21 protein-coding genes and 1 pseudogene are annotated in these 21,915 nt (G+C 40.6%); 5 read left to right on the top strand and 17 right to left on the bottom strand.

Translation table 11 applies throughout. The features are described 5' to 3' along the window. The first annotated feature begins 84 nt into the window (after positions 1-84). Both AC5JMF_RS06250 and AC5JMF_RS06245 read left to right on the top strand, forming a co-directional pair. On the top strand, positions 85-285 hold the full coding sequence (locus AC5JMF_RS06250) for a type II toxin-antitoxin system RelE/ParE family toxin (RefSeq protein WP_495794838.1): 201 nt from the start codon (positions 85-87) through the stop codon (positions 283-285). Between the two features lie 26 nt (positions 286-311). Beyond that, positions 312-581 (top strand): HigA family addiction module antitoxin, encoded by a 270-nt coding sequence (locus tag AC5JMF_RS06245; protein WP_495794837.1) that lies wholly within the window; start codon positions 312-314, stop codon positions 579-581. A gap of 24 nt (positions 582-605) precedes the next feature. Here AC5JMF_RS06245 and AC5JMF_RS06240 read toward each other — a convergent pair whose 3' ends face one another. Both AC5JMF_RS06240 and AC5JMF_RS06235 read right to left on the bottom strand, forming a co-directional pair. Next, positions 606-1,247, bottom strand: coding sequence for an NIL domain-containing protein (locus tag AC5JMF_RS06240; protein ID WP_495794836.1), 642 nt, complete (start codon positions 1,245-1,247; stop codon positions 606-608). 120 nt (positions 1,248-1,367) lie between these two features. After that, positions 1,368-1,634, bottom strand: a complete 267-nt coding sequence (locus AC5JMF_RS06235; RefSeq protein WP_495794835.1) for an NIL domain-containing protein — start codon at positions 1,632-1,634, stop codon at positions 1,368-1,370. A 153-nt stretch (positions 1,635-1,787) separates the two neighbouring features. Here AC5JMF_RS06235 and AC5JMF_RS06230 point away from each other — a divergent pair, with 153 nt between their 5' ends. Next, on the top strand, positions 1,788-2,723 hold the full coding sequence (locus AC5JMF_RS06230; RefSeq protein ID WP_495794840.1) for an RNA-guided endonuclease InsQ/TnpB family protein: 936 nt from the start codon (positions 1,788-1,790) through the stop codon (positions 2,721-2,723). Here the strand turns inward: AC5JMF_RS06230 and ssuD are convergent. After that, complete coding sequence (gene ssuD / locus AC5JMF_RS06225; protein WP_495794834.1) at positions 2,680-3,828, bottom strand: FMNH2-dependent alkanesulfonate monooxygenase; 1,149 nt, start codon at positions 3,826-3,828, stop codon at positions 2,680-2,682. The genes AC5JMF_RS06230 and ssuD overlap by 44 nt on opposite strands. 368 nt (positions 3,829-4,196) lie before the next feature. Here ssuD and AC5JMF_RS06220 point away from each other — a divergent pair, with 368 nt between their 5' ends. After that, on the top strand, positions 4,197-5,447 hold the full coding sequence (locus AC5JMF_RS06220; RefSeq protein WP_495794833.1) for a tetratricopeptide repeat protein: 1,251 nt from the start codon (positions 4,197-4,199) through the stop codon (positions 5,445-5,447). Positions 5,448-5,583: 136 nt separating this feature from the next. On the opposite strand, the gene AC5JMF_RS06215 is transcribed toward AC5JMF_RS06220, so the two are convergent. Beyond that, positions 5,584-6,786, bottom strand: a complete 1,203-nt coding sequence (locus AC5JMF_RS06215; protein ID WP_495794832.1) for a phosphoglycerate kinase — start codon at positions 6,784-6,786, stop codon at positions 5,584-5,586. Positions 6,787-6,876: 90 nt separating this feature from the next. Here AC5JMF_RS06215 and AC5JMF_RS06210 point away from each other — a divergent pair, with 90 nt between their 5' ends. Continuing rightward, entirely contained in the window at positions 6,877-7,284 is a 408-nt protein-coding gene (locus tag AC5JMF_RS06210) for a universal stress protein (protein WP_495794831.1), read from the top strand. Between the two features lie 468 nt (positions 7,285-7,752). Here the strand turns inward: AC5JMF_RS06210 and AC5JMF_RS06205 are convergent, their stop codons facing one another. The 13 genes and pseudogenes from AC5JMF_RS06205 to AC5JMF_RS06145 form a co-directional block, all read right to left on the bottom strand. After that, positions 7,753-7,983 carry a hypothetical protein gene (locus AC5JMF_RS06205; protein ID WP_495794830.1) on the bottom strand — a complete coding sequence of 77 codons (231 nt, stop codon included), beginning with the start codon at positions 7,981-7,983 and terminating at the stop codon, positions 7,753-7,755. A 75-nt stretch (positions 7,984-8,058) separates the two neighbouring features. After that, complete coding sequence (locus tag AC5JMF_RS06200; protein ID WP_495794829.1) at positions 8,059-8,529, bottom strand: tetratricopeptide repeat protein; 471 nt, start codon at positions 8,527-8,529, stop codon at positions 8,059-8,061. A 636-nt stretch (positions 8,530-9,165) separates the two neighbouring features. Next, complete coding sequence (locus AC5JMF_RS06195) at positions 9,166-10,419, bottom strand: glycoside hydrolase family 10-like protein (RefSeq protein ID WP_495794828.1); 1,254 nt, start codon at positions 10,417-10,419, stop codon at positions 9,166-9,168. Between the two features lie 150 nt (positions 10,420-10,569). After that, positions 10,570-12,888 (bottom strand): bluetail domain-containing putative surface protein, encoded by a 2,319-nt coding sequence (locus AC5JMF_RS06190; protein WP_495794827.1) that lies wholly within the window; start codon positions 12,886-12,888, stop codon positions 10,570-10,572. A gap of 314 nt (positions 12,889-13,202) precedes the next feature. Beyond that, positions 13,203-15,110 (bottom strand): bluetail domain-containing putative surface protein, encoded by a 1,908-nt coding sequence (locus tag AC5JMF_RS06185; RefSeq protein ID WP_495794826.1) that lies wholly within the window; start codon positions 15,108-15,110, stop codon positions 13,203-13,205. A gap of 211 nt (positions 15,111-15,321) precedes the next feature. Beyond that, positions 15,322-15,402: pseudogene (locus AC5JMF_RS06180) on the bottom strand (bluetail domain-containing putative surface protein); the annotation flags it as partial. A 64-nt stretch (positions 15,403-15,466) separates the two neighbouring features. After that, a complete protein-coding gene (locus AC5JMF_RS06175; RefSeq protein WP_495794825.1) occupies positions 15,467-16,705 on the bottom strand; it encodes a nucleotidyltransferase domain-containing protein in 1,239 nt (412 codons plus the stop codon). Positions 16,706-16,712: 7 nt separating this feature from the next. Continuing rightward, positions 16,713-18,530: an ABC transporter ATP-binding protein gene (locus tag AC5JMF_RS06170; protein WP_495794824.1), complete on the bottom strand. Its 1,818-nt coding sequence runs from the start codon at positions 18,528-18,530 to the stop codon at positions 16,713-16,715. Positions 18,531-18,533: 3 nt separating this feature from the next. Then, positions 18,534-18,980, bottom strand: a complete 447-nt coding sequence (locus tag AC5JMF_RS06165; RefSeq protein ID WP_495794823.1) for a lasso peptide biosynthesis B2 protein — start codon at positions 18,978-18,980, stop codon at positions 18,534-18,536. Between the two features lie 197 nt (positions 18,981-19,177). Then, entirely contained in the window at positions 19,178-20,089 is a 912-nt protein-coding gene (locus AC5JMF_RS06160; RefSeq protein WP_495794822.1) for a glycosyltransferase, read from the bottom strand. A gap of 52 nt (positions 20,090-20,141) precedes the next feature. Next, on the bottom strand, positions 20,142-21,155 hold the full coding sequence (locus tag AC5JMF_RS06155; protein WP_495794821.1) for an HPr kinase/phosphorylase: 1,014 nt from the start codon (positions 21,153-21,155) through the stop codon (positions 20,142-20,144). 128 nt (positions 21,156-21,283) lie between these two features. Continuing rightward, positions 21,284-21,433 (bottom strand): hypothetical protein, encoded by a 150-nt coding sequence (locus AC5JMF_RS06150; RefSeq protein WP_495794820.1) that lies wholly within the window; start codon positions 21,431-21,433, stop codon positions 21,284-21,286. 102 nt (positions 21,434-21,535) lie between these two features. Next, positions 21,536-21,697 carry a hypothetical protein gene (locus AC5JMF_RS06145; RefSeq protein ID WP_495794819.1) on the bottom strand — a complete coding sequence of 54 codons (162 nt, stop codon included), beginning with the start codon at positions 21,695-21,697 and terminating at the stop codon, positions 21,536-21,538. Between the last annotated feature and the right edge of the window lie 218 nt (positions 21,698-21,915).

Here is a 21,915-nt window from a genome sequence, read left to right as displayed (position 1 = left end):
GTTCTTTTATGGACTCTTCAGAAATCCCCGTGTCTTCAGACCGGGGAAGCTTAAAAGAATTTTCCTATTTGGTCGGCAGAAGTCATGGCGATTATTGATGCTGCTGTAGATGAGCGAGACTTATATGCTCAAAAAGGGTTGAGATTTGAGAAGTTCAAAGGAAAACGAGCAAAACAAGAACAGCGTTCCTTACGTTTAACTGATCAGTGGCGTTTAATCGTGACAGTGGATGAGGATGACCAGGGGAATTCCCTCACAATAATCGACATCGAAGACTACCACTAACATTTATCAGCAGGGGAGACAGCAATATGAGCCAGAATCTAGCACCAGCGAGAGTACCAACACCAGGGAAAATTTTAAGTCGAGAATTAGAAGCGCGTGGCTGGACACAGAAAGATTTAGCAGAAATTATGGATCGTCCAGTTCAAACTATCAACGAAATTATCCGAGGAAGTAAGCAAATTACACCTGAGACAGCTATCGAACTTTCCCAAGCTTTGGGTACTTCTCCTGAGTTCTGGACGAACCTTGAAGCAAAATATCGACTGCATATAGCAGGTAAAGAAATTGATAGCTAGGTTTGCTCTGACGCAGATTATAAATTATATAGTATGTCCATACAAAGAAGATGCATCTATCCAAAGTGGTAAATTTAATTTTTCTAAGTGATTGAAACTAGATAAAAGTTGTTGTGGTTTGCCCCAAAGATCCAAATCAAACCAACCATCATCTTCTTGATTGAGTGGGAGTGATGCCTCAATTATATTGACTGTAATTCCATAAAGCGAAATCAAGTTAGATATAACTGGCGTTTGGTGATAATCTTTCAAAATGCATATTTGTAAACGTAGTCGGTGAGATTGACCAGTATAAACTTGATGGGCTTGATTATTTATAGGTGTTGGTGAATGCAGAAGTTCTCGTTTATTTATTTCTTGATTTTGGTTAGGAAATAGATGAGAATTATAATTATTCTGCACCATTCCAGTAATACCTAACTGTATTAAATCGATGCCTAATTTTTGTAAATACAGCAGGCTATTACAGATATGATCTGGATTACCTTGAAATTGCAAGTCAAACCAACCGTAGTTTTCTGTTGTTGTCAGCATTGCAGCCGTAATATTAACAGTTACACCATAGCGCGATATCAAACGCGAAATTACGGGTTGTCGCTGATAATGCTGTGGTATACGAATGCGGCTATTAATTGGAGTGGGTTCAGGAGATTTTTTTGGAAACATGTGAATGGGGAATTGGAGTGCTGAGTGCTGAAGCGCGGTAGCGGGGCGTTTAGCCCGTGCTGAGTGAGGAGTGAGGAGTGAGTGATTAGTAGTTTTTCTCCCTGCCCCTTCATCCCCTGATCACCAAACACTTAAGCTGTTTTCATCCCATATTTGCAGTTGTTTATTCTTCAGATAATTAATAGCTGCATCTATATTTATTGTTGTGCCTTGTAAGTCGAGATCAAACCAACCATCACCAACAGCATTTGCACCCAAAATTGCAGCTGTAATATTTACAGTTAGACTATAATCCGAGACTAGGCGAGAGATAACGGGTTCTTGATGGAAGTTTTTAGGTATTTGTAGGCGAATTCGTTTGTGAACGATTTGATTATTAGTAACCATATCTAAATTACCTAATTTTTCATCGATTTTAACTATAGAAACACACTTGTAAAACTTTATGGGAAAATAGCAGATGGGCGGAAACTACCCAACTGCTAAATAGGAAGGAGTAAGAACAACTTTGATTAATGGTATTGTTGAATTGGTTCATGAATTGCGGTTGTCAACAAATTTGGCATTTCCCATCAACCTTTTAATAATGCGCTAGCCGACTACGACGCTAGGATTTTTGCTTTTAGAGAGAAAGACTGGACTGTTAGCCTGACCTTGCTTGAAGATAGAGAACATATCAAACTTGATGTGGGCAATTACCAGCGAGGTAAACTTAAAGGCAGGAAACCGACATCGGCTCAACTGTGTAAACATCGGGATGGTTCCTACTACATTCATATTCAAATTAAAGATGAAGCACCCCAGCCACTTAAACCAAACAACGTTATTGGTGTAGATTTTGGGCGCAGAGATATCGCTGTCACTAGTAATGGGGACAAGTGGGATGGAAAACAAATCAATAACATTAGAGACAATTTTTCGCGCTGTAGGACTTCCCTCCAAAGAAAAGCGTCGAAAGGCACAAGGTCTACTCGCCGTCGAGCGAGACAGATTTGGCAACGGCTGTCGGGGCGTGAGAGAAGATTTCAACAATGGCTCAACCATCAAATCAGCTACCGGATTATTCAACAAGCAAAGTCTACAAGTGCAATTGTAGCTATCGAAAATCTGACTGGGATTAGGGAGCGTACCAACAAACAACCTAGAAACAAGGTTGAGCGCAGACGCTCTAATTCTTGGTCGTTTTATCAATTGCGTTCTTTCCTTGAGTACAAGGGTATTAAGGAAGGAGTAGAAGTAATTGCAGTGCCACCAGCATATACAAGCCTTACTTGCCACCAGTGTTTGCACATTGGCTTGAGGTCTGATAAACGCTTTAAGTGTGGTAACTGCTCTTGGCATGGTGACGCTGATTTGAATGGTGCAAAAATGATTTCTTTATTGGGGCAGTCTGTAAGCCTGCCTAGAGGTTCGGGTTATTTGTACTGTGAACTCAGTATAGATAGCTCAGGGCTACTGAAAGCTCCGTCTCTTTAGAGCGGGGAAGCTTACCAAAGGGACTTAATATTTGTGGTTCTGCTGTTGGCTGATTTTCTAGGGGCAAACGTGGGAAGAGTAATTCTGCTACTCGATATGCTTCTTCTAAGTGAGGATAACCAGAGAAAATAAAGGTATCGATACCCAACTCAGTATATTCGAGCATTCTTTGAGCAACGGTATCGGGATCGCCTACCAAAGCTGTCCCAGCACCACCACGCACTAAACCAATTCCTGCCCACAAGTTCGGACTAATTTCTAAAGCTTCTCGACTGCCGTTATGTAGTTCACTCATCCGGTGTTGTCCTTGGGAGTCCATGCGCGAGTAAGCTTGCTGGGCTTTGGCGATCGCTTTATCATCTACGTAGCGAATCAAATCATTCGCCGCATCCCACGCTTGGCTCTCAGTCTCCCGCACAATGACGTGTAAACGAATACCAAAACGTAATGTTCTACCTGCTTTTTCCGCTAGTTGGCGTACAGAAGCAATTTTTTGGGCGACTTGTTCCGGTGGTTCACCCCAAGTAAGATACACATCTACGTGTTTGGCGGCGATTTCTTGAGCAATGGGAGAGGAACCACCAAACCATAAAGGTGGGTAAGGTTTCTGTACTGGGGGAAATAACAACTTACCACCTTGAATGTTAAGGTAGTTTCCCTGAAAATCAGCAACTTCCTCCCCAGCGATCTGTCGCCACACTGTCAAAAATTCATCTGTTAATTCGTAGCGATCGTCATGGCAAAGATGCAAACCATCCCCAGCCAATTCTACTGGATCGCCACCCGTGACAACGTTAATCAGCAGTCTGCCACCAGAAATCCGATCAAATGTTGCTGCCATCCTTGCCGCTACCCCCGGTGACATCAACCCCGGACGTATCGCCACCAAAAACCGCATCCGCTTGGTGTGTGTCACTAGAGTTGATGCCAAAATCCAGGCATCTTCACAAGAACGCCCTGTAGGTAGTAATGCCCCTGTAAAACCTAAATGATCCACAGCTTGAGCAATCTGCCGCCAGTAATCAAAGTTGACTACCCGCCCGCCTATCGCAGTACCAAGATAGCGCCCTTCACCGTGAGTGGGAATAAACCAAAGTAACTGCATTGTCTTTCTATAAGTATATTACGGTAAATTGATAGTTTTGCCGTATATTTTAGTCACCTTAAGAATATCCCATAGGTCATAGAACAAAGCAATACCTTTACAAAATTAAATACGGTTAATCTATCGAATTTAAGTTGTTTACTTCTTGTCGTTTTGAAGCGGATGTGACATACTCAATATCATTAACAACATTATTCCGACCGATTTGCCGTATTTTAACCATGTGGAGTTGTGAGAGGCGTCTTCATAGGCTTTGGTATGGGGGAGTAAAGGAGACGCGGGGACGCGGAGACGTGGAGAGTAACCAATGACAATTCCCCATTACGAATTACAAATTACGAATTACGAATTGCGAATTGGTTTAAATCATGCTTAAAGATGCACAAGGATTGGTAGTTACAACAGATTCAGCAGAAGCGATCGCCGCCATTAATCGTTTTATCAATCAGGCGCTTTTTTATGGCAAACATATAGAAACAACGATTTTAGAGGCAATTAATGCCGATCCAACTTGTGCTTTAGCTCATGCCTACGCAGCTACTTATTATCTGTCTCAAGAAAACGGCATCGCTTGGCAGCAAGTGCAACCCCACCTGCAAACAGCACAACGGCATTTAGCCAAGATTACGGTTAGAGAACAGCTATATGTGCAGGGAATTTTAGCTTGGGCAAACAAAGAGATTGATGTGGCGATCGCGATTCATGAAGAAATTACTGATAAATTTCCTCGTGATTTGATTTCAGTGCAGCAGGGACAATATCATTATTTTTATACAGGTAAAAAAGAAAAATTACTACAAATTGCTTATAAAGTCTTATCTAGCAATCTAGAGCATCATTATTTATACGGAATGTTAGCGTTTGGTTTAGAACAATGTCACCAACTAAAAGCAGCAGAAAACATTGCTCGTCAGGCGATCGCATTAAATAGGTATGATCCTTGGGCGCATCATGCGATCGCCCATGTCATGGAAACTCAGGGAAGAGTCAATGAGGGTATAGCTTGGATGGAGAATTTTGCAGATACTTGGCAAGACTGCAACTCTATGCTCTACACCCACAACTGGTGGCACATTGCCCTGTATTATCTCAAGCTAGGCGACGTTCGCCAAGTTCTCAGGCTCTACGACACCCAAATTTGGGGATGTGCTAACAAACAATCTCCCAAAGACCAAGTAGGGGCAATTTCGCTCTTATTGAGGCTAGAATTACGTGGGATAGACGTGGGTAGCCGTTGGCAAAATATCAGCGTTTATTTAGGCGATCGGCTCAATGAACATGCATTACCATTCCAGGACTTGCATTACATCTATGCAATCACCAAAGCGGGGCGTACCGACTGGGTAAACCAGATGTTACAGAGTATGCAGCAACATGCTTTGGGCATCAATCCTTTCTGGCGACAGAGTTGGTTAGAGGTAGCAATTCCTGCTGCTAGGGGAATGACAGCTCATGCCAAAGGTGATGTTAACACAGCTGTTGCCGAACTCAAACCTGTTTTATCGCGCCTATATCAGATTGGAGGTAGTCATGCACAGCGAGTGTTATTTGAGCAAGTTTATCAAAATGCAGTTTTATTAGCACAAAAGCAGAGTTTGGTTTATCGCATGACTGCGTGAAGGGGGAGGGGAGTAGGGAGTGGGGAGTAGGGAATTGGGAATGGGGAATTGGGAATTGGGAATTGTTATTTGTCGTTGGTTATTCTCCGCGTCCCCGCGTCCCCGCGTCCCCGCGTCCCCAATCCCCAATCCCTACTTACGCTTCATCTAAAGCAGCGATACCGGGTAGTACCTTGCCTTCAAGTAACTCTAAGCTAGCGCCGCCGCCGGTGGAAATATGGCTCATTTGATCGGCTAAGCCTACCTTCTCAACAGCTGCTACCGAGTCACCGCCGCCGATGATGGTGGTTGTGCCAGTTTTGCTAAGTTCAGCGAGGGTATGAGCGATCGCTTCTGTACCTACAGCAAACTTGTCAAACTCAAATACACCCATTGGCCCGTTCCAAATCACTGTCTTGGTATCTCCAAGGCTCTCTTGGAAGACTTTAACAGAGTCAGGGCCAATATCCAAACCCATCCAACCATCCGGGATATTCTCAATGCTGACGGTTTGAGAATTAGCATCAGGAGCAAAATTATCTGCTACTACCACATCTGTGGGCAACAGTAAGCTTACACCACGTTCTTTGGCTTTTGCTTCCAAAGACTTCGCTAGTTCTAGCTTGTCTTCTTCCACGAGCGATTTACCAACACTCAAACCACGGGCTTTGTAGAATGTGAAAATCATCCCGCCGCCGATGATCAGCTTATCGCACTTCTCCAGCAGCGTTTCAATCACGCCAATTTTACTGGAAACTTTAGAACCACCGATAATTGCTGCCAAAGGACGTTGGGGATCTTCAATTGCGCTTTGCAGGTACTGTAATTCCTTCTCAACCAAATATCCAGCCACAGAAGGACTCAAGAATTTAGTCACACCCTCAGTAGAAGCATGAGCGCGGTGTGCTGTGCCAAAAGCATCGTTTACATAAAAATCAGCATTGGCTGCCAGTTTTTTGGCAAATTCTGGATCATTTTTTTCCTCTTCTTTGTAGAAGCGGACATTTTCGAGTAACAGCACTTGTCCATTTTGTAAAGCTCCCACCTTGGCAGCAACTTCGTCGCCAATAGAGTCATCAGTTTTAATGACTTCTTGCCCCAACAGCTCAGAGAGACGCTTAGCAACCGGAGTCAGGCGCAGTTTGTCGTCCACACCTTTAGGACGACCAAAATGGCTTGCTAGAATTACCTTAGCTCCCTTCTGCGTCAAATCTTGGATGGTTGGCAAAGCTGCACGGATGCGAGTATCGTCTGTGATCTTGCCTTGATCATCTAAGGGCACGTTAAAATCTACCCGCACCAAGGCACGTTTGCCAGATACATCACTTGCAGATAAATTTGCTAAAGTTTTTTTGGACACAGCCAGACCCTCCTGATTGCCTTTTTGTTATTGTTTTGAAAGTAGAACCATCAAGATTTTACCGGAGTCAGGGGTGCGTAGGTGAGAGAGATGTTCAAGACAGTTCTATTTCCAATCGATCAAAGCCGAGAAGCGCGGGAAGCTGCTGATGTAGTTGCAAATATCGTGCAAAAATACAGCAGCCGCTTGGTACTGCTATCTGTAGTAGAGGAACCGCCTCCAGAAGCACCTAGTCCAGATCCAATGGTGTCACCGGAGATAGTTGCTAAATTACTAGAGAATGCTCAAGTCTTATTTTCTGGGCAAGGAATTCAAGCCGAAGTCTTAGAAAGGCAAGGCAAACCAGCATTCACTATCTGCGATGTCGCTGACGAAATCGAGGCCGATTTAATTATCATGGGCTGCCGGGGATTAGGCTTAACTGAAGAGGGAGCAACTGATAGCGTTACTACCCGCGTGATTAACCTTTCCCCTTGTCCAGTGCTGATTGTGCCTTAATCAGGTTCTCAAATCAACTCTGTGAAAAAAGCGATCGCCCTCCAGATTAGCATTGGTGAAGGCGATCGCTTTTTTCGTTTTTTAGCTTCTTTAAATAGTTAAAAGTAATTATAAAAAAGCAATCGTCTCTACCAATTGTGGTTAGCGAAACGATTGCTTGTAGCAATTATGTCAGATTAAATCATCTATGATTAATTCTATCCTGAGTTTCAAATATTACTAGCTACCCTGGGATAGATTGGGTACATATATCAATAGGTTGAGAATATAGCAGTTTTTGTGAGAACCAAGTAGACCTTAGAGTTAAAACGGTCTTTATCAGCTGTTAAGCATTTAATTTGTGCGTTGAAACAGCGCGTTTTTGGGGGTTTAACGCCACTTCCTACAACTTTGGGAACCAAAGCAACGCAGTGGCTCCCCAAATGCTGCTGTGTTGGGTTGGATAATGAGACATTGGGGTCTTTTTGATTATTTGAAAATGGGGAGTAAAAAGGAGCCACTGCGTTGTGGAGCAAGTGTGGTTTTGGAGGTTTTCCCCATGAACAACTCGCGTTGGGGAGGAGCCACTGCGACTGCGGTCTTCTTCCAAGGGGAAACGCTAAGAGCGATAGCGAAGCGGTAGCGAGTCATCGAGCGTTTGGAGTCTTCACAAGTAGAGCCAGTGACGTTGAGGAGTGGGATAAAATACCTTTTTTTCATATTTTGGTTGTGTTTTTTCGTATACTGCTGTGTTGAACTGGGCAATGATACTACGAATTAGTATTACTGCTGCTTTCAACTGGCTCTAAATATGCATTCGAGAATTAATTTTTGATTCACCAGCGAATAAGGCTGAATTTCCAATGCGCGTTGAAAAGCTTGGATAGCTTCACGATAATTTCCTAAAGCCGCGTAACACAAGCCCATGCCATGAAGCGCACCAAAATGTATTGGATTTAGCTGTACGACCATCAGACAATCTGCTAAAGATTTTTGATAATCACCAATACTGTAATAAAGAAAAGCACGCCGATTCCATGCTTCGGCAAAATCTGGTTGATATTGAATTAAATCGCTTAGTACTGTTTCGGCTTGGGTAACTTCCCCTCCATCCAGTAACTTTTGACTATAATCAATCTTTTCCAGTCCATATATCCCCTTCTGCTGAAACCAAATCCGCCAAATTTTTCTAGTTGCCTGTTCGCGGATTGTGGCATCGCAATTCTTCAAATCTTCAAGTAAGGAATTGATAGATAAAGAGTCCATGAATTTGAGATCCGTAAATATATCCTTACTATCAACTCTCTCACAAAAGTCATCACTTAAATCATTTTTAAAGTGATTTTTAAATTCTCTAAATCATTGGTTCATCAGGTAATTATTATATCTAGTAACCATCAGGAGACTCAAAGACAACTTGTAAAGTCATAAATTACCGATGATCAGAACATCAAAACTTTAAAAAGAAAAACTAACTATTGGTAGTTGCACAGATCACTGCTGACTAATAGAGTATAAAAATATTATAAAAAACAATAGTCTAGGTTTTCTTCTGTCATTTCCTTTGGCAGTTGCTCAGGTTTGGGGAGTTTATCGGTAGCGCGGGAGTCCCTACCTTCAACGAAACGAAGTGGAGTAAGGTAGGGAAGGATAGCGCTTTCAAGGGTAGGTTTTTCATATTCAGTCTGAAAAAGCCTATTTTTCCGTTCCGAAATCTTTCTTTGCGTCCCTCTACCCTTCTCCTATCGGAGACGCTGCGCGAACGGGAACGCTTTCAGCGAACGGGTTCGCGCCTGCGGAGGGAAACCCTCCTTTACTCGCTGTCTCACCGCGTCTCTCCGTCTTTGCGTCAACCAAAACGCGAAATCTAAAAAACCTACCCATAAGAGCCTCTAAACTCTCCTACGGTTTCCAACCTGTAAGCAGATTTGGATAAGTCGTTGCAGTGGGAAAGATTTTTTGGAAGCCAGATAGGCGTTCTTGGGGATTTTCTTTGCTCAGGTTCCACAGAGTTTCATAGAAAAAGAAGGAAACTCCGGCAAAGTTGCGATCGCGTACTTTTTGTACTTGTGTTTGAATTTGTTGTATGGGTACAGATTTATTTTTTAATCCAGATAAAATGCCAATACTGACTGGTATATGACTTTTTGCTAGTTTCACCTCTGGATATTCTAATTCTTTGACAAATACATTCAAATCATCGCGATATATCTGCAACACCAAGTCTTCAACGATTCCTAGTCGTTCCCATTTCTGCCAATCTGCTAAGAAAAAGTCATAAGAAAAACGTTGGGGATTAGGAGCAACGGAGACAATACAGTCTTTTTTAGTAGCTTTGATTGCCTTGAATACTCGCTTCATAAAATCAGTGATTTTGTTAGCTCTCCAGCGTACCCATTCTGCATCTTGCGGGTTTTTGGAGGGAGCTTTACCACGATGTTCTTTCTTATAAAGCGCGACTGTGTAAGCATCATATCCTAATACTGATGGTAAGCCAAAATGGTCATCGAATTGAATGCCATCAATGTCATAGTTTCTGACAATTTCTACAATTAAATCTTGGATAAATTGTTGTACTTCTGGACGAAAAGGATTTAACCAAACACGATCATGTATACCTTCTTTCAGAATCCGCTTGCCATTGTTAAGATTGGTGAGCCATTGGGGACGATTTTTAGCTAATAGGGAGTCAGCTGGTGCCATGAACCCAAATTCAAACCAAGGAATGACTGTTAACCCTTGTTGATGTCCAACATCAACAATTTCTTTGAGTATATCTCGCCCTTGCAGTCCGGGTGTGGGATCGAGCGATCGCCCAATGACTTTTTGAGCAACTTTGCTAGGATAAAGCGTATAGCCCCAATTCCAAACTGCCGGATATACAGTGTTAAAATTGAGTTCGTCTAACCGTTGCAAAGAACCCTTGAGACGATCGCGAGCAAATAAGACATCACTATCAATATTTGTTAACCATACTCCCCTCAACTCAGATACTAGGGATCTTTGAGTAATAATCTGAGCATTTAAGGAAGTCGATAACATTACCGTAGCTACCATACTCAAGGCCAGCAATACGGCAAAAAAACCCAAATTCCGGCTTTGGCGAATCTTCCACCAAGCATGAGACTCAATACACCATATGACAAATTTTTTCATTATTGGCTACAAACATCATCAAAATTATCCTGATTAACTAGTATACGAAACCCAGCATGGATATCGGTGTTGATTTACCCTGCAAGAAGATGCTGGTTATCACGAGTGAGTGTCTGAATGCGATTACTTGTGCCTGTGCGGCTCGTTTTGTTATGCGATCGCTAACTCAGTTAAACTACCTTTATAGCCAGTAATCTCTATCACTGCATCACTCAAAGCAGAAAATCCATCTCTACTATCATTGATAGCGAGAAAAGTCCGCACACTTACACCAATACCAACATTAAATGTCGCTGCCTTGTTAGCAGTGAAAGTAGTAGGAGTTAATAAGCTTTGGATATTCGCCTCAGTTATGGTGTTAATCTTAGCAAACTGAGTGACATTTGCAGCACTCACAGCCTTGAAACTATCAATTTTATCCACATCAATATTCAAGTCTGTAATCACATCAAAATTGGATAGCAACGAATCACTCAACGCATTAAAAATAAACTCATCACGACCATTACCACCTGTTAATATATCTCCACCAACGCCACCAATGAGGGTATCATTGCCGGCTTCACCAAAAAGTTGATCATTCCCCTCAAATCCTGAGAGTTCATCATTCCCTTTGCCACCAAAAAGTTGATCATTCCCCTCAAATCCTGAGAGTTCATCGTTTCCTTTGCCACCAAAAAGTTGATCATCGCCAGCTAACCCCAACAATTCATCATCACCTTTACCACCATTGATTGTGTCATTGCCAGCATCACCAATTAATTCATCGTTACCTTTACCACCGTTGAGAATTAAACCTGCAACTAACTCATCGGTGATAGTTTTGGATATGAGTCTGCCAGCTTCATCATAAATGTAGCTGGCAAGTGCATCGGTCACACCATCGTTGTTGTTATCAATATCTGCAAAGATGAGTTTCCCACTGGCATCGTAGTTGTAAGTGGTGAGTTCGTCTGTGGTACCATCATTATCTTTATCAAGTTGTTCAGAGATTAACTTACCACTGGCATCGTAGTTGTAAGTGATAATCTCATCAGTAATGCCATCGCGATTATTATCAATTTTCTGTGATTTGAGCTTGCCGCTCAAATCGTAGCTGTAGATACCAACCGCATCAATTACACCATCATTATTTTTGTCGTAGCTGGCGGTTGTACGTCCATAAATATAAGTAGTGAAATAATCAGTGATGCCATCGCCATTGTTATCATAACTAGAGGATATTAGGTTATCCATGGCATCATAGCTATAAGTGTAGGTTTCGATTTTATCAACACCGTCGCTGTTATTTTTAAGGCTATAAGATGTTAGATTGCCCTTGGCATCATAAGTTCTAGTTTCGACAAAATCAGCGATGCCGTCGCCATTATTATCACGGCTAAAGTATATCTGGTTGCCCTTGGCATCATAAGTAGAGATTTCGATATAATCAATGATGCCGTCGGCGTTATTGTCAGAGCTATAGGATGTCCGATTGCCGTTAGCATCATAAACATAGGTAGTGAGATAGTCAGTGATGCCGTCGCCATTGTAATCACGGCTTAAGGATATCTGGTTGCCGTTGGCATTATAAGTATAGGTTTCCACAAATTCAGCAATGCCGTCAGCGTTTTCATCGCGGCTTAAGGATGTCAGTTTGCTGTTGGCGTTATAAGTATAGGTTTCCACAAATTCAGCAATGCCGTCAGCGTTTTCATCACGGTTATAGGATATCCGGTTGCCTTTAGCATCATAAGTATAGTTGATGATAAATTCAGCAATGCCGTCAGCGTTTTCATCACGTCTAAAGGATGTTTGATTGCCGTTGGCATAAGTATAGGTAAAAACTAAATCAGTGATACCGTCGCCGTTGTTGTCATAGCGCGAGGATGTCACTTTGCCGTTGGCATCATAAATAGAGATAGTGATATCATCAGCGATGCCGTCGCCATTGTTGTCATAGCTTAAGGATATCTGGTTGCCGTTGGCATCATAAGTATAGGTATAGATATAATCAGCGATGCCATCATCATTATTGTCAACGCCATAGGATGTTAGCTTGCCGTTGGTATAAGTATAGGTTGAAATATCATCAATAATCCCGTCACCGTTGTCGTCAATACTGTACGATGTCAGATTGCCATTAGCATCGTAAGTAGAAGTTTCGATATAATCAGCGATGCTATCACCATTGTCGTCTTCGCTATAGGATGTCAGGTTGCCCTTGGCATCATAAGTAGAGGTTTCAACAAAATCAGCGATGCCATCACCATTGTCGTCTTCGCTATGGGATGTCAGGTTGCCCTTGGCATCATAAGTAGAGGTTTCGACATAATCAGCAATGCCGTCAATGTCGTAGTCGATGCTTTTGGATATCTGTTTATAGCTATAGGAAATAACTGAGTCTATTGTTCCATCATTACTGCTGTCTATACTCTGCGATATCAATTTGCCATCGACATTGTAAGTATAAGTCGTTGTAGAGATCATAAACCTATCTTTACTAATAAGTACTTGTACGGCTGATTGCCATGTATGACACATTACTATGGATACTAAAATTTTACTAGTACCAGTTCTGACAAAAGATTTTGTCTGAAAATGAGGAGTGTGTTTAGGAACTAAGCAAGAGGAATTTTTCTACTTTAGTTGTATGATTGATCACATAAGAGTTGAACTGAAAAGCGATCGCCTCACACTCAAGACAGTTACTATCAGGTTAATTATCAATAAACTAATGCACATTAACTATAATTAAGAATTAATGTGCATTGTGCAATTATTTAGATAATTGGAAATTGGAGTTAGGCGATCGCTAAATTATTTAAGTTACCTTGATAGCCAGTAATCTCAATCACCGCATCCGTCAAAACATCAAATCCATTAGTACTGTCATTGATTGCTAAAAAAGTCCGCGCACTTCCTCCATTACCAACACTAAATGTTGCTGCCTTGTTTGCAAGAAAAGTAGTGGTATTTAATAAACCTTGGATATTCGCCTCAGCTAGGATGTCAATACTGCCAAGCTGAACAACACTTGTAGCACTCACAGCCTTGAAACTATCAAGTTTATCTACACCTATTTTCAAGTCTGTAATTACATCAAAATTGGACAGCAATGAATCACTCAGGGCATTAAAAGTAAACTCATCACGACCATTGCCACCAGTTAATATATCTCCACCAATACCACCTATAAGGGTATCATTGCCATCATTACCGAAGAGTTGGTCATTACCCTCAAATCCTGAGAGTTCATCGTTACCTTGACCACCAAAAAGTTGATCATTGCCCTCAAATCCTGAGAGTTCATCATTACCTTTACCACCATTTATTTGGTCGTTGCCAGCTAACCCCAATAATTCATCGTTACCATCACCACCATTAATTTTGTCATTACCAGCACCACCAATTAATTCATCATTCCCATTACCACCGTTGAGAATTAAACCCTCTATTATTGGCTGCTCAGTAATAGTTTTGGATATGAGTTTACTATCCTCATCATAAACGTAGCTGGCGATCGCATCAGTGACGCCATCATTATTTTTGTCAATATCTGCTGAGATTAATTTACCACTGGCATCGTAGCTGTAAGTGGTGAGTTCCTCTGTGACGCCATCATTATTGTTATCGAGTTGTTCAGAAATTAACTTGCCACTGGCATCGTAGTTGTAAGTGATAGTTTCATCACCGATACCATCGTTATTGTTGTCAATTTTTTGTGATTTCAACTTGCCGCTAAAATCGTAGCTGTAGATACCAACCGCATCAATCACACTATCATTGTTCTTGTCATAGCTGGCGGTTGCCTGTCCATAAGTATAGGTTATGACTTCATAAGCAATACCATCATCGTTGCCATAGCTCTTGGATGTCAGGTTGCCTGCGGCATCATATATGTAAATTATAACATTTTCAGCGATGCCATCGGCGTTGTAATCAATTCTGTCGGATGTCACGTCACCTTTGGCGTTATATGTAAAAGTTTGGGTACTATCAAGGATACCATCGGCTTTTGCGTCAGAGCTAGTGTATGTCAACTTGCCATTGGCATCATATTTATAGGTTTGGATAAAATCAGCGATGCCGTCGATGTTTTGGTCAGAGCTAATGTATGTCAACTTGCCACTGGCGTCATATTTATAGGTTTGGACTATATCGACAATGCCATCGTTGTTGAAGTCAGTTTCGGATACCCCGTTACCCTCAGCGTCATAAGTAAAGGTAGAGGTAGTTAATCGATCAACGATGCCGTCGGCGTTTTTGTCGTAGCTCTCGGATATCCGGTTACCTTTGGCATCATAAGTATAGATTGTGATCTCATCAGGGAAGTCACCGTATCTGTAATCTAAGCTATAGGATGTCCATTTGCCGTCGGCGTTATAAGTATAGGTTTCAACTATATCAGCGATGCCGTCGGCGTAGAAGTCCATGGTATAAGATGTATTATTGCCTTTGGCATCATAAGTCAAGATTTGGATAAAATCAGCGATGCCGTCGCCGTTTTGTTCATGGCTAGAGGATGTCTGGTTGCCCTTGGCGTCATAAGTAGAGGTGACAATTTGGTTGTTACTGCTAGATATGCTAGATAATATCGCGTCATAGCTGTAGGTAATAGTTGAGTCTATTGTTCCATCACTATTGTTGTCTATGTTCTCAGAGATGATTTTGCCATCTGCACCGTAAGTATAAGTTGTATTTGAAATCATAAACCACTACTCCTTGATAAGTATTTGTACTGCTGGACACTACGTGTTTTAACGAGACTTTAATATGGTAACGAAAATATTTTTATGTAATATTTTCTACCGTAAAATTTTAATTTAAGAGCGATCGCCTCAACTCAAAACAAATGCACATTAACGTCAGATTAAGAATTAATGTGCATTGTGAAATTATCTAGATAAGTGTAAGTTGGAGTTAGGCGATCGCTAAATTATTTAAGTTACCTTGATAGCCAGTAATCTCAATCACTGCATCCCTCAAAGCATCAAATCCACTATTACCATCATTTTATTAAATGGGAGCGCAAGATTAAAAATAAAGGAAATGCTGTTTATTAAATTTAGCTGCGTAGCAGCTTATTAGTTATGTATCTGTGTGCCAGTCGTACTGGTCGGATTAAGTAGTATAGGAAAGAAAGACTAGATGGCAATGAGAAAAATTCTCGGTCTGCTTGATTAGTATCAGTGATTACCAACCTGGTTGTAAAACTCAAAAATTGCCATACTAGATAAATACGAGTTGGCATTCTGCTATGTGACCCCTTTATCATCAATTGCTGAAAAAAAAGTTTAATGAACCGTGGAGTTTTAGCTTCCATGAATAATTGTTTCTGCATTCGCACAGCATAAATTGCAATTGTTGGATCAATTTGAATCTGTTTTTGAATAGCCTGCTTGACTTGATCTGGTAAAGGTATATTTAGAATAGTATTAACTATTAACAGACTTATAAAAAATGGTCTTTCAAGTTCCAGACTCTTTACTTTCTGCAATAATTTTTTCCAATCTAATGTCTGTTGAATACGCAATAATTCAGCTAAATCACAAATCTGAGTTAAAGAAGCTCTACTTTCATTAACTCCTCTGGCAACTTGTACAGCGAGGATGATTAACAAATCATCACAAGAGAATTCGATGATAGATTCACCATTGAGAGTTAAAGACCTGCTTCGTTGCCACAAGGTTTCAAAATCAGGAAGTTTAAAAGGAAAGTAAGATAAAGGAGTCAATTCATTGTGAATATCCACTATTATGTCTGGGTTTTGGCTATGGACAAAAGTTTGCTGCCAACCGTAGTAATCAGCCTCTAGTTGATATTGATGAGCAATTAGTAATTCTTTAGCTTTGACTGCATCCTCTGGTTTTATCAGAATATCTAGGTCGCTAAACTGTCTCATTGCTAAGTTGCCATAAATAGAAGTAGCTAAAACAGGTCCTTTAAAAGGAATAGCTGGAATTTTGTAAGCCTCAAATAACTTGAGAAGGTTCAGCAACTCGTGACTTAATAATAAGTTGCGGCTAGCATTATTATAATAATGGCTCTGAAGTTGAGTTAAAACTATTGGAGGAATATTTTCTTCCCAATAAGTTTTGAAATTTTGATATAAAAGTGGTGTTGTCCCATGAGATACTGCTATTTGCATAAAATATTTCCAGTCTATATCTTGCTGGATTAGGGTTGTAATTCGCTCTGCGGTTTCAGGATCTATGTAAGTTCGGGTGCAACACAAAAGTAGCTCAATTTCTGGACGGCTAACCTTTTTTGGTAATTGAGTCAGAGGCTTGTTTAAGGACATCATAAATTACTTATTTATAGTGTTGAGCTTGGGTTTCAAACAATTTTGCATAGCAACCACCCAGATTTATTAGTTCCTCATGGGTGCCGCTTTCCATGATGGAACCGTTTGCCATCACGTAGATATAGTCAGCCATTCTGACGGTTGATAAGCGATGGCTAATGAGGATAGCAGCTTGGTTTTTGATAAGTTGGCGGAAATTCTGAAACACCTCCTCTTCGGCTTTAGGGTCTAAAGCACTGGTTGGTTCGTCCAATACAATTAACTGTGAATCTCGCAAAAATGCCCTTGCCAAAGCGATTTTTTGCCACTGACCGATGCTCAATTCTTCCCCTTGTTCAAACAATTTACCTAGTATGGTGTCGTAACCTTGAGGTAGCTTGCTGATCATATCATCAGCGCCAGAACGACGCGCAGCAGCAATGATTTTGTCGTGGGTGAATGGCAGATTGATATTTGCCATCCTAATATTTTCTTTAGCAGTCAGATGATATTTTGTATAATCTTGAAAAATGACGCTAATTTGACTGCGGAGGGCAGCAATTTCAAATTGGCGTAAATCTATGCCATCAATAGTAATACTACCAAGGGTAGGCTCATATAAGCGACACAAAAGTTTAATTAAAGTAGTCTTACCAGAGCCATTTTCTCCTACTAATGCCACCACTTCTCCCGGGCGAATAGTCAGATTAATATCCTCAAGTGCCTGACGCTTGGTATTTGCATATTGAAAGCTGACATGATTAAACACAATACCATTTTGCATTGGCATGGGAAAAGGTTTTGGATTTGACGGTTCTACCACCTTTGGTTTCAGGTCTAGAAATTCATATAAGTTGGCAAGAAATAGGTTGTCTTCATATAATCCAGACAAACCACCCAAGAGACTTTTCAGATCATTTTGTCCCCGTTGTAATGCTTGGTAATAGAGGACTAAATCACCAAAACGGATAGTGCCTTGCATAGTTTGATAAATAATAAAACCATAGGCAGCAAAAACTAAAGTTGTTGCCGTTGCTTGAGCGCCAAGATTAGCCACAGATTGTCTTTTGATCATGGCTATGTTTTCTTGGTATATTTGCCGACGCAAGCGCAAATACCACTGACTAAAGAAAGATCCCAAATCAAACAAGCGAATTTCTTTAGCGTGTTGCTCGGTAGTCAGTATCCGACTCAAGTACCCTGCTTGGCGTTCCTGGGCTGTCTTTTGGCGCTGCCAATGATACATGATGCCGGAGTATTTCACCCGCACTACCAGGGCCGGAATCGCAGCAACAAATAAGATAGCTCCTATTCCCCAATGCAATGACAGTAGCAACCCCAGCATCGCTATCAAAGAGATACCACTCAAACCAAGCCATCCCAATCGATGTAGTATTTGCCCTGGGCGAGAAGGAGCTTCTTTTTGCGCTCGCTGCAAGGCATCATAATATTCAGAGTTTTCGTAATATTCTAGGTCTACCTCTATTGATTTGGCATGGAGGACGTTTTGCATATAATCGGTGAGTCGCTGAGATTGGGAGGCATACACAAGTTCAGTCAGGGAAGAACATACGGTAGTCACTAAGGTAATAGCAGCAAAGAAGCCAAGCAAAAGTAATACTCGACTAAAGGCTGCTCCTTTGTCGGCAAGATTTACACTGGCGGCGACTGTATCTACGATGAGTTTGGTGAGGTAGAGAGAAAATAGAGGTAATAAACCTTGAATCCATAAAAGTGCAACGAAAGCAATAGTCAAACGAGGACTACTGTTCCAAACTAAGCGCAAGGCAGGCAGAATGCGTAAGCTTTGCTGGATTTTATATCTTAAGGTTTTGCCTGCTTTCATGTTTTAAATACACCCTTTTGTAAAAGATGCCATTTGGCTAAAATGAGAAAGGTCTGCAACATTGCCAATTACAACCTGTCCCTGATTTTCTAACCACGCATGAGCCTTTAACTCTCCTGCTTCACTTTTGGCAACACCAATGCAGAGATTAGATGTATAACCGTGGCGACTCATGAATACTTGGCCAGTCAGGGCACGCGCTAAACACTTAACACCGCCAGGCATATAATGACTGCTAACTTCCACAGCCCAAACAATTTTATCAATGGAAATGTGGTATTTTTCTCGGAATTTGGGTTTAGTATGATTAAGGTTTGATAGAAGTTGCTGCACGGTTTTAAATGGCAGCAACCATAAACCGATTCTGACTAAAACTAATAGCATAAACGTATTAATTAAAAGTTTTTTTGTTTGATAATCTAATACAATAAATTTTAATGATTTTTTCATTTTTTATAGAAGGCAATTGCTGATTTTAATATGATTGATAACAAGTTATATTATAAATATTAAGTTGCAAATTAAGGATGAGCTAGGGGTAACATTTGCTTTTAATGCTTGAGAAAAAGCCCTCACTACGTCTTTAACATAAATAAATTTTGTAAGATGAGAGCCAATAAATCCGGCTTTGCCAGTCACAAGAAAAATCATGATCTTAAATTTGCTTGGTAGATTATAGATAATTGCAATTCTTCATAATTGGCAGTTTCACCCCGCACTTCTCGGTAACGTTGCAAAACTCCACGGGCTTTGTCAATTTGATTATTTTGAATATAGAGATGGGCAAGTGTAAGGTAGAAATCATAAAAACAGGAATCGAGAAAATGAGCAGGAATTTTTATAAATTCTGGATTGCGCTCAATGACTTTTTCTTTAACTCGCAGGTAGCTAACTAGAAATATTTCTTGATTTTGAGAAAGACTATTTGATGAGTTGCGATAACGTGCTAAAGGCTCATTTAAAAAATAAATCGGAAATTTTTCAATCAGCCGTAACCATAAATCATAATCTTCACACGACCTCAGAGTCTCATCAAATAATCCCACTTGATTCAAACAGTCCCGACGCACAATAACCGTCAAAACTGGAATGTAATTCTCTTGGAAAAGAGTCCATAATACCTGAATACGAGGAGTAGGAAATACTGTATTATACGAATCTCGAAACAAACCTTTTTTGTCAGAAAAAAAGAATGAATCTGAATAGATTAAACCAAGATGTGGATTTGCTTCCAAGATAGGAATTTGTTTTTCTAACTTCTGAGGTTCCCAGAGGTCATCGTCATCTAAAAAGGCGATATACTTGCCTTGAGCAGAGTGAATGCCAGTATTACGAGCCGCAGAAAGTCCTTGATTGGTTTGATGAATCGTGGTGATGCGATCGCGATCGCTAAATTGAGCCAGCACTTGTGGAGTGTTATCCTGAGAACCATCGTTGATGACAATAATTTCATAGTCTTCGTAGGTTTGAGCCAGAACGCTGTTAATTGCCTGACTGACAAGATGGCCACGCTGGTAAGTAGGAATAATAACACTGACGGCTGGCTTAAAAACTTGCATATTTAAAAATTTGCTTAGTAAATATAGGCAGATATTCAAATTACTGGTGTTGCTAAACCAAAGTATGAATCAGGCGTAAGTTTTCTAAAATAACATCATAAATTTGCCCCAAACTTTCCAAATTATCAGGAAGTAATAACTCCCGCACAGGAACAGTCTTTGCCAACTGACCTAATTCTTGAAACTCCTGTCTACACTGTTGAGAAGTGAGGAAAGCACGCCCATAGGAATTGAACATTAGATGCTTCATTGCTTCAGGCAGAGAAAGAGAGTTAATTATAGGTGCTGTGAGGTTTGAGTCACGTTCTCCTAATATGTACACAGCAAGTAGTGGCAAAGCTTGGGATTGAAACTGCCACTGTTCTCTATCTTTTATTTGCAAATCTAAGAAACGTTTATCTAGACTAGTTGATACTAGTGATAAATCTTCTATTGAGCCGTGAATGGCATTTACAGAATTAGGCCACAGGCGTAGACGAGGATAAGCAGACTGTGCCCAAAACCTTTTTTCATCAAGAATAAGTGCGGCAATATCATCTGCCAATACGGAGAATCCACGGCTAGCCAACGCCGCTGCTGTGGTTGATTTCCCCGCCCCTGATTGTCCCAAAATGGCAACGGCGCTGCCATCAACCGCAACCACGCTGGCATGAAGACAAGTCACTCCCCGCAGCCTTAACAGATGACCAAGTACACAACCCAACAGCAAAGATACCGCATCTGTAAATAGTGCATCTTTAGACCAAAAACCCCAAACTTGACTACCATCAGGATTCAAGATGAATTCCAAGCAATCAACCCCATCGAAAGATCGTATCCTCCAGTAAGTACCGTCATCTTGGTGCGTCGTCCATAGGTGAAAGCCTGTTTTTTGATACCACTCAAGCGGTACATTCCAAAAAGTTTGTTCAAGTAACGGTAGTTGACTTGGTTGTTCACCAACTAGGTCAATAGCAACATCTATAGATGCAGAACTATTAATAGTAGCTAACCCTGGAAGCAATCGATTAATAGATAGGTTGAGTCCATAAAATTGATAGTAATAATTATTGTTTTTATTCGACATTTGTGTTAATTTTTTTCAAACTCAAATTCATTGGATTCCCGACTTTTTAAATAAGTCGGGAATTTTTGAAAATTAAAACTTACACATTTTTCCTCCAATGGAAGAAAAAAGAAGGTAGAAAATGTATTTTATTCCGGAATAGTGGTGTCGAATATAGGTACATTTGTAGTACCAAAACCACCACTACCACCGACTTGTTGTGTCAAACCAGATATTTTTCCGTGAGCTTTTAATTCTGGCTCAGAATAGTTCTTTTTTGCGTTTTCAGATTGAGACATTTGAGTAACCCTTATTTTTTGTGTTTTCCTGATTTGGAATTATTCAAAAGCAATTCAAAATTAATTACTTCTGGCTTTTCTAATTAGAATTAGAATGGTGAATCAAAAAGGACTAGTAGCTGTTGGTTCGTCGGTGGGTATGAATACAGCTGTAGTACCAAAACCACCGCTACCACCGACTTGTTGTGTCAAACCAGATATTTTTCCGTGAGCTTTCAATTCTGGCTCAGAATAGTTCTTTTTCATATTTTCAGATTGAGACATTTGAGTAACCCTTGTTTTTTTATGTTTTCCCGATTTGGGATTATTCAGATTATGAATATAATACAATTCTCATGTTGTTATTTTTATAAAGTTTGTGTACAATGCTTGATATTTTTGCTTATTAAGAATTGCAAATAAAAGACTAATTTTTGTATATTTTTAACTAATAAAAGTTATTTACAAAAATAATAATTAATAATGTTCGGTTAACGCTAAAC

This window comes from Desmonostoc vinosum (assembly GCF_059505385.1).
This window is presented reverse-complemented; position numbering and strand designations above follow the sequence as displayed.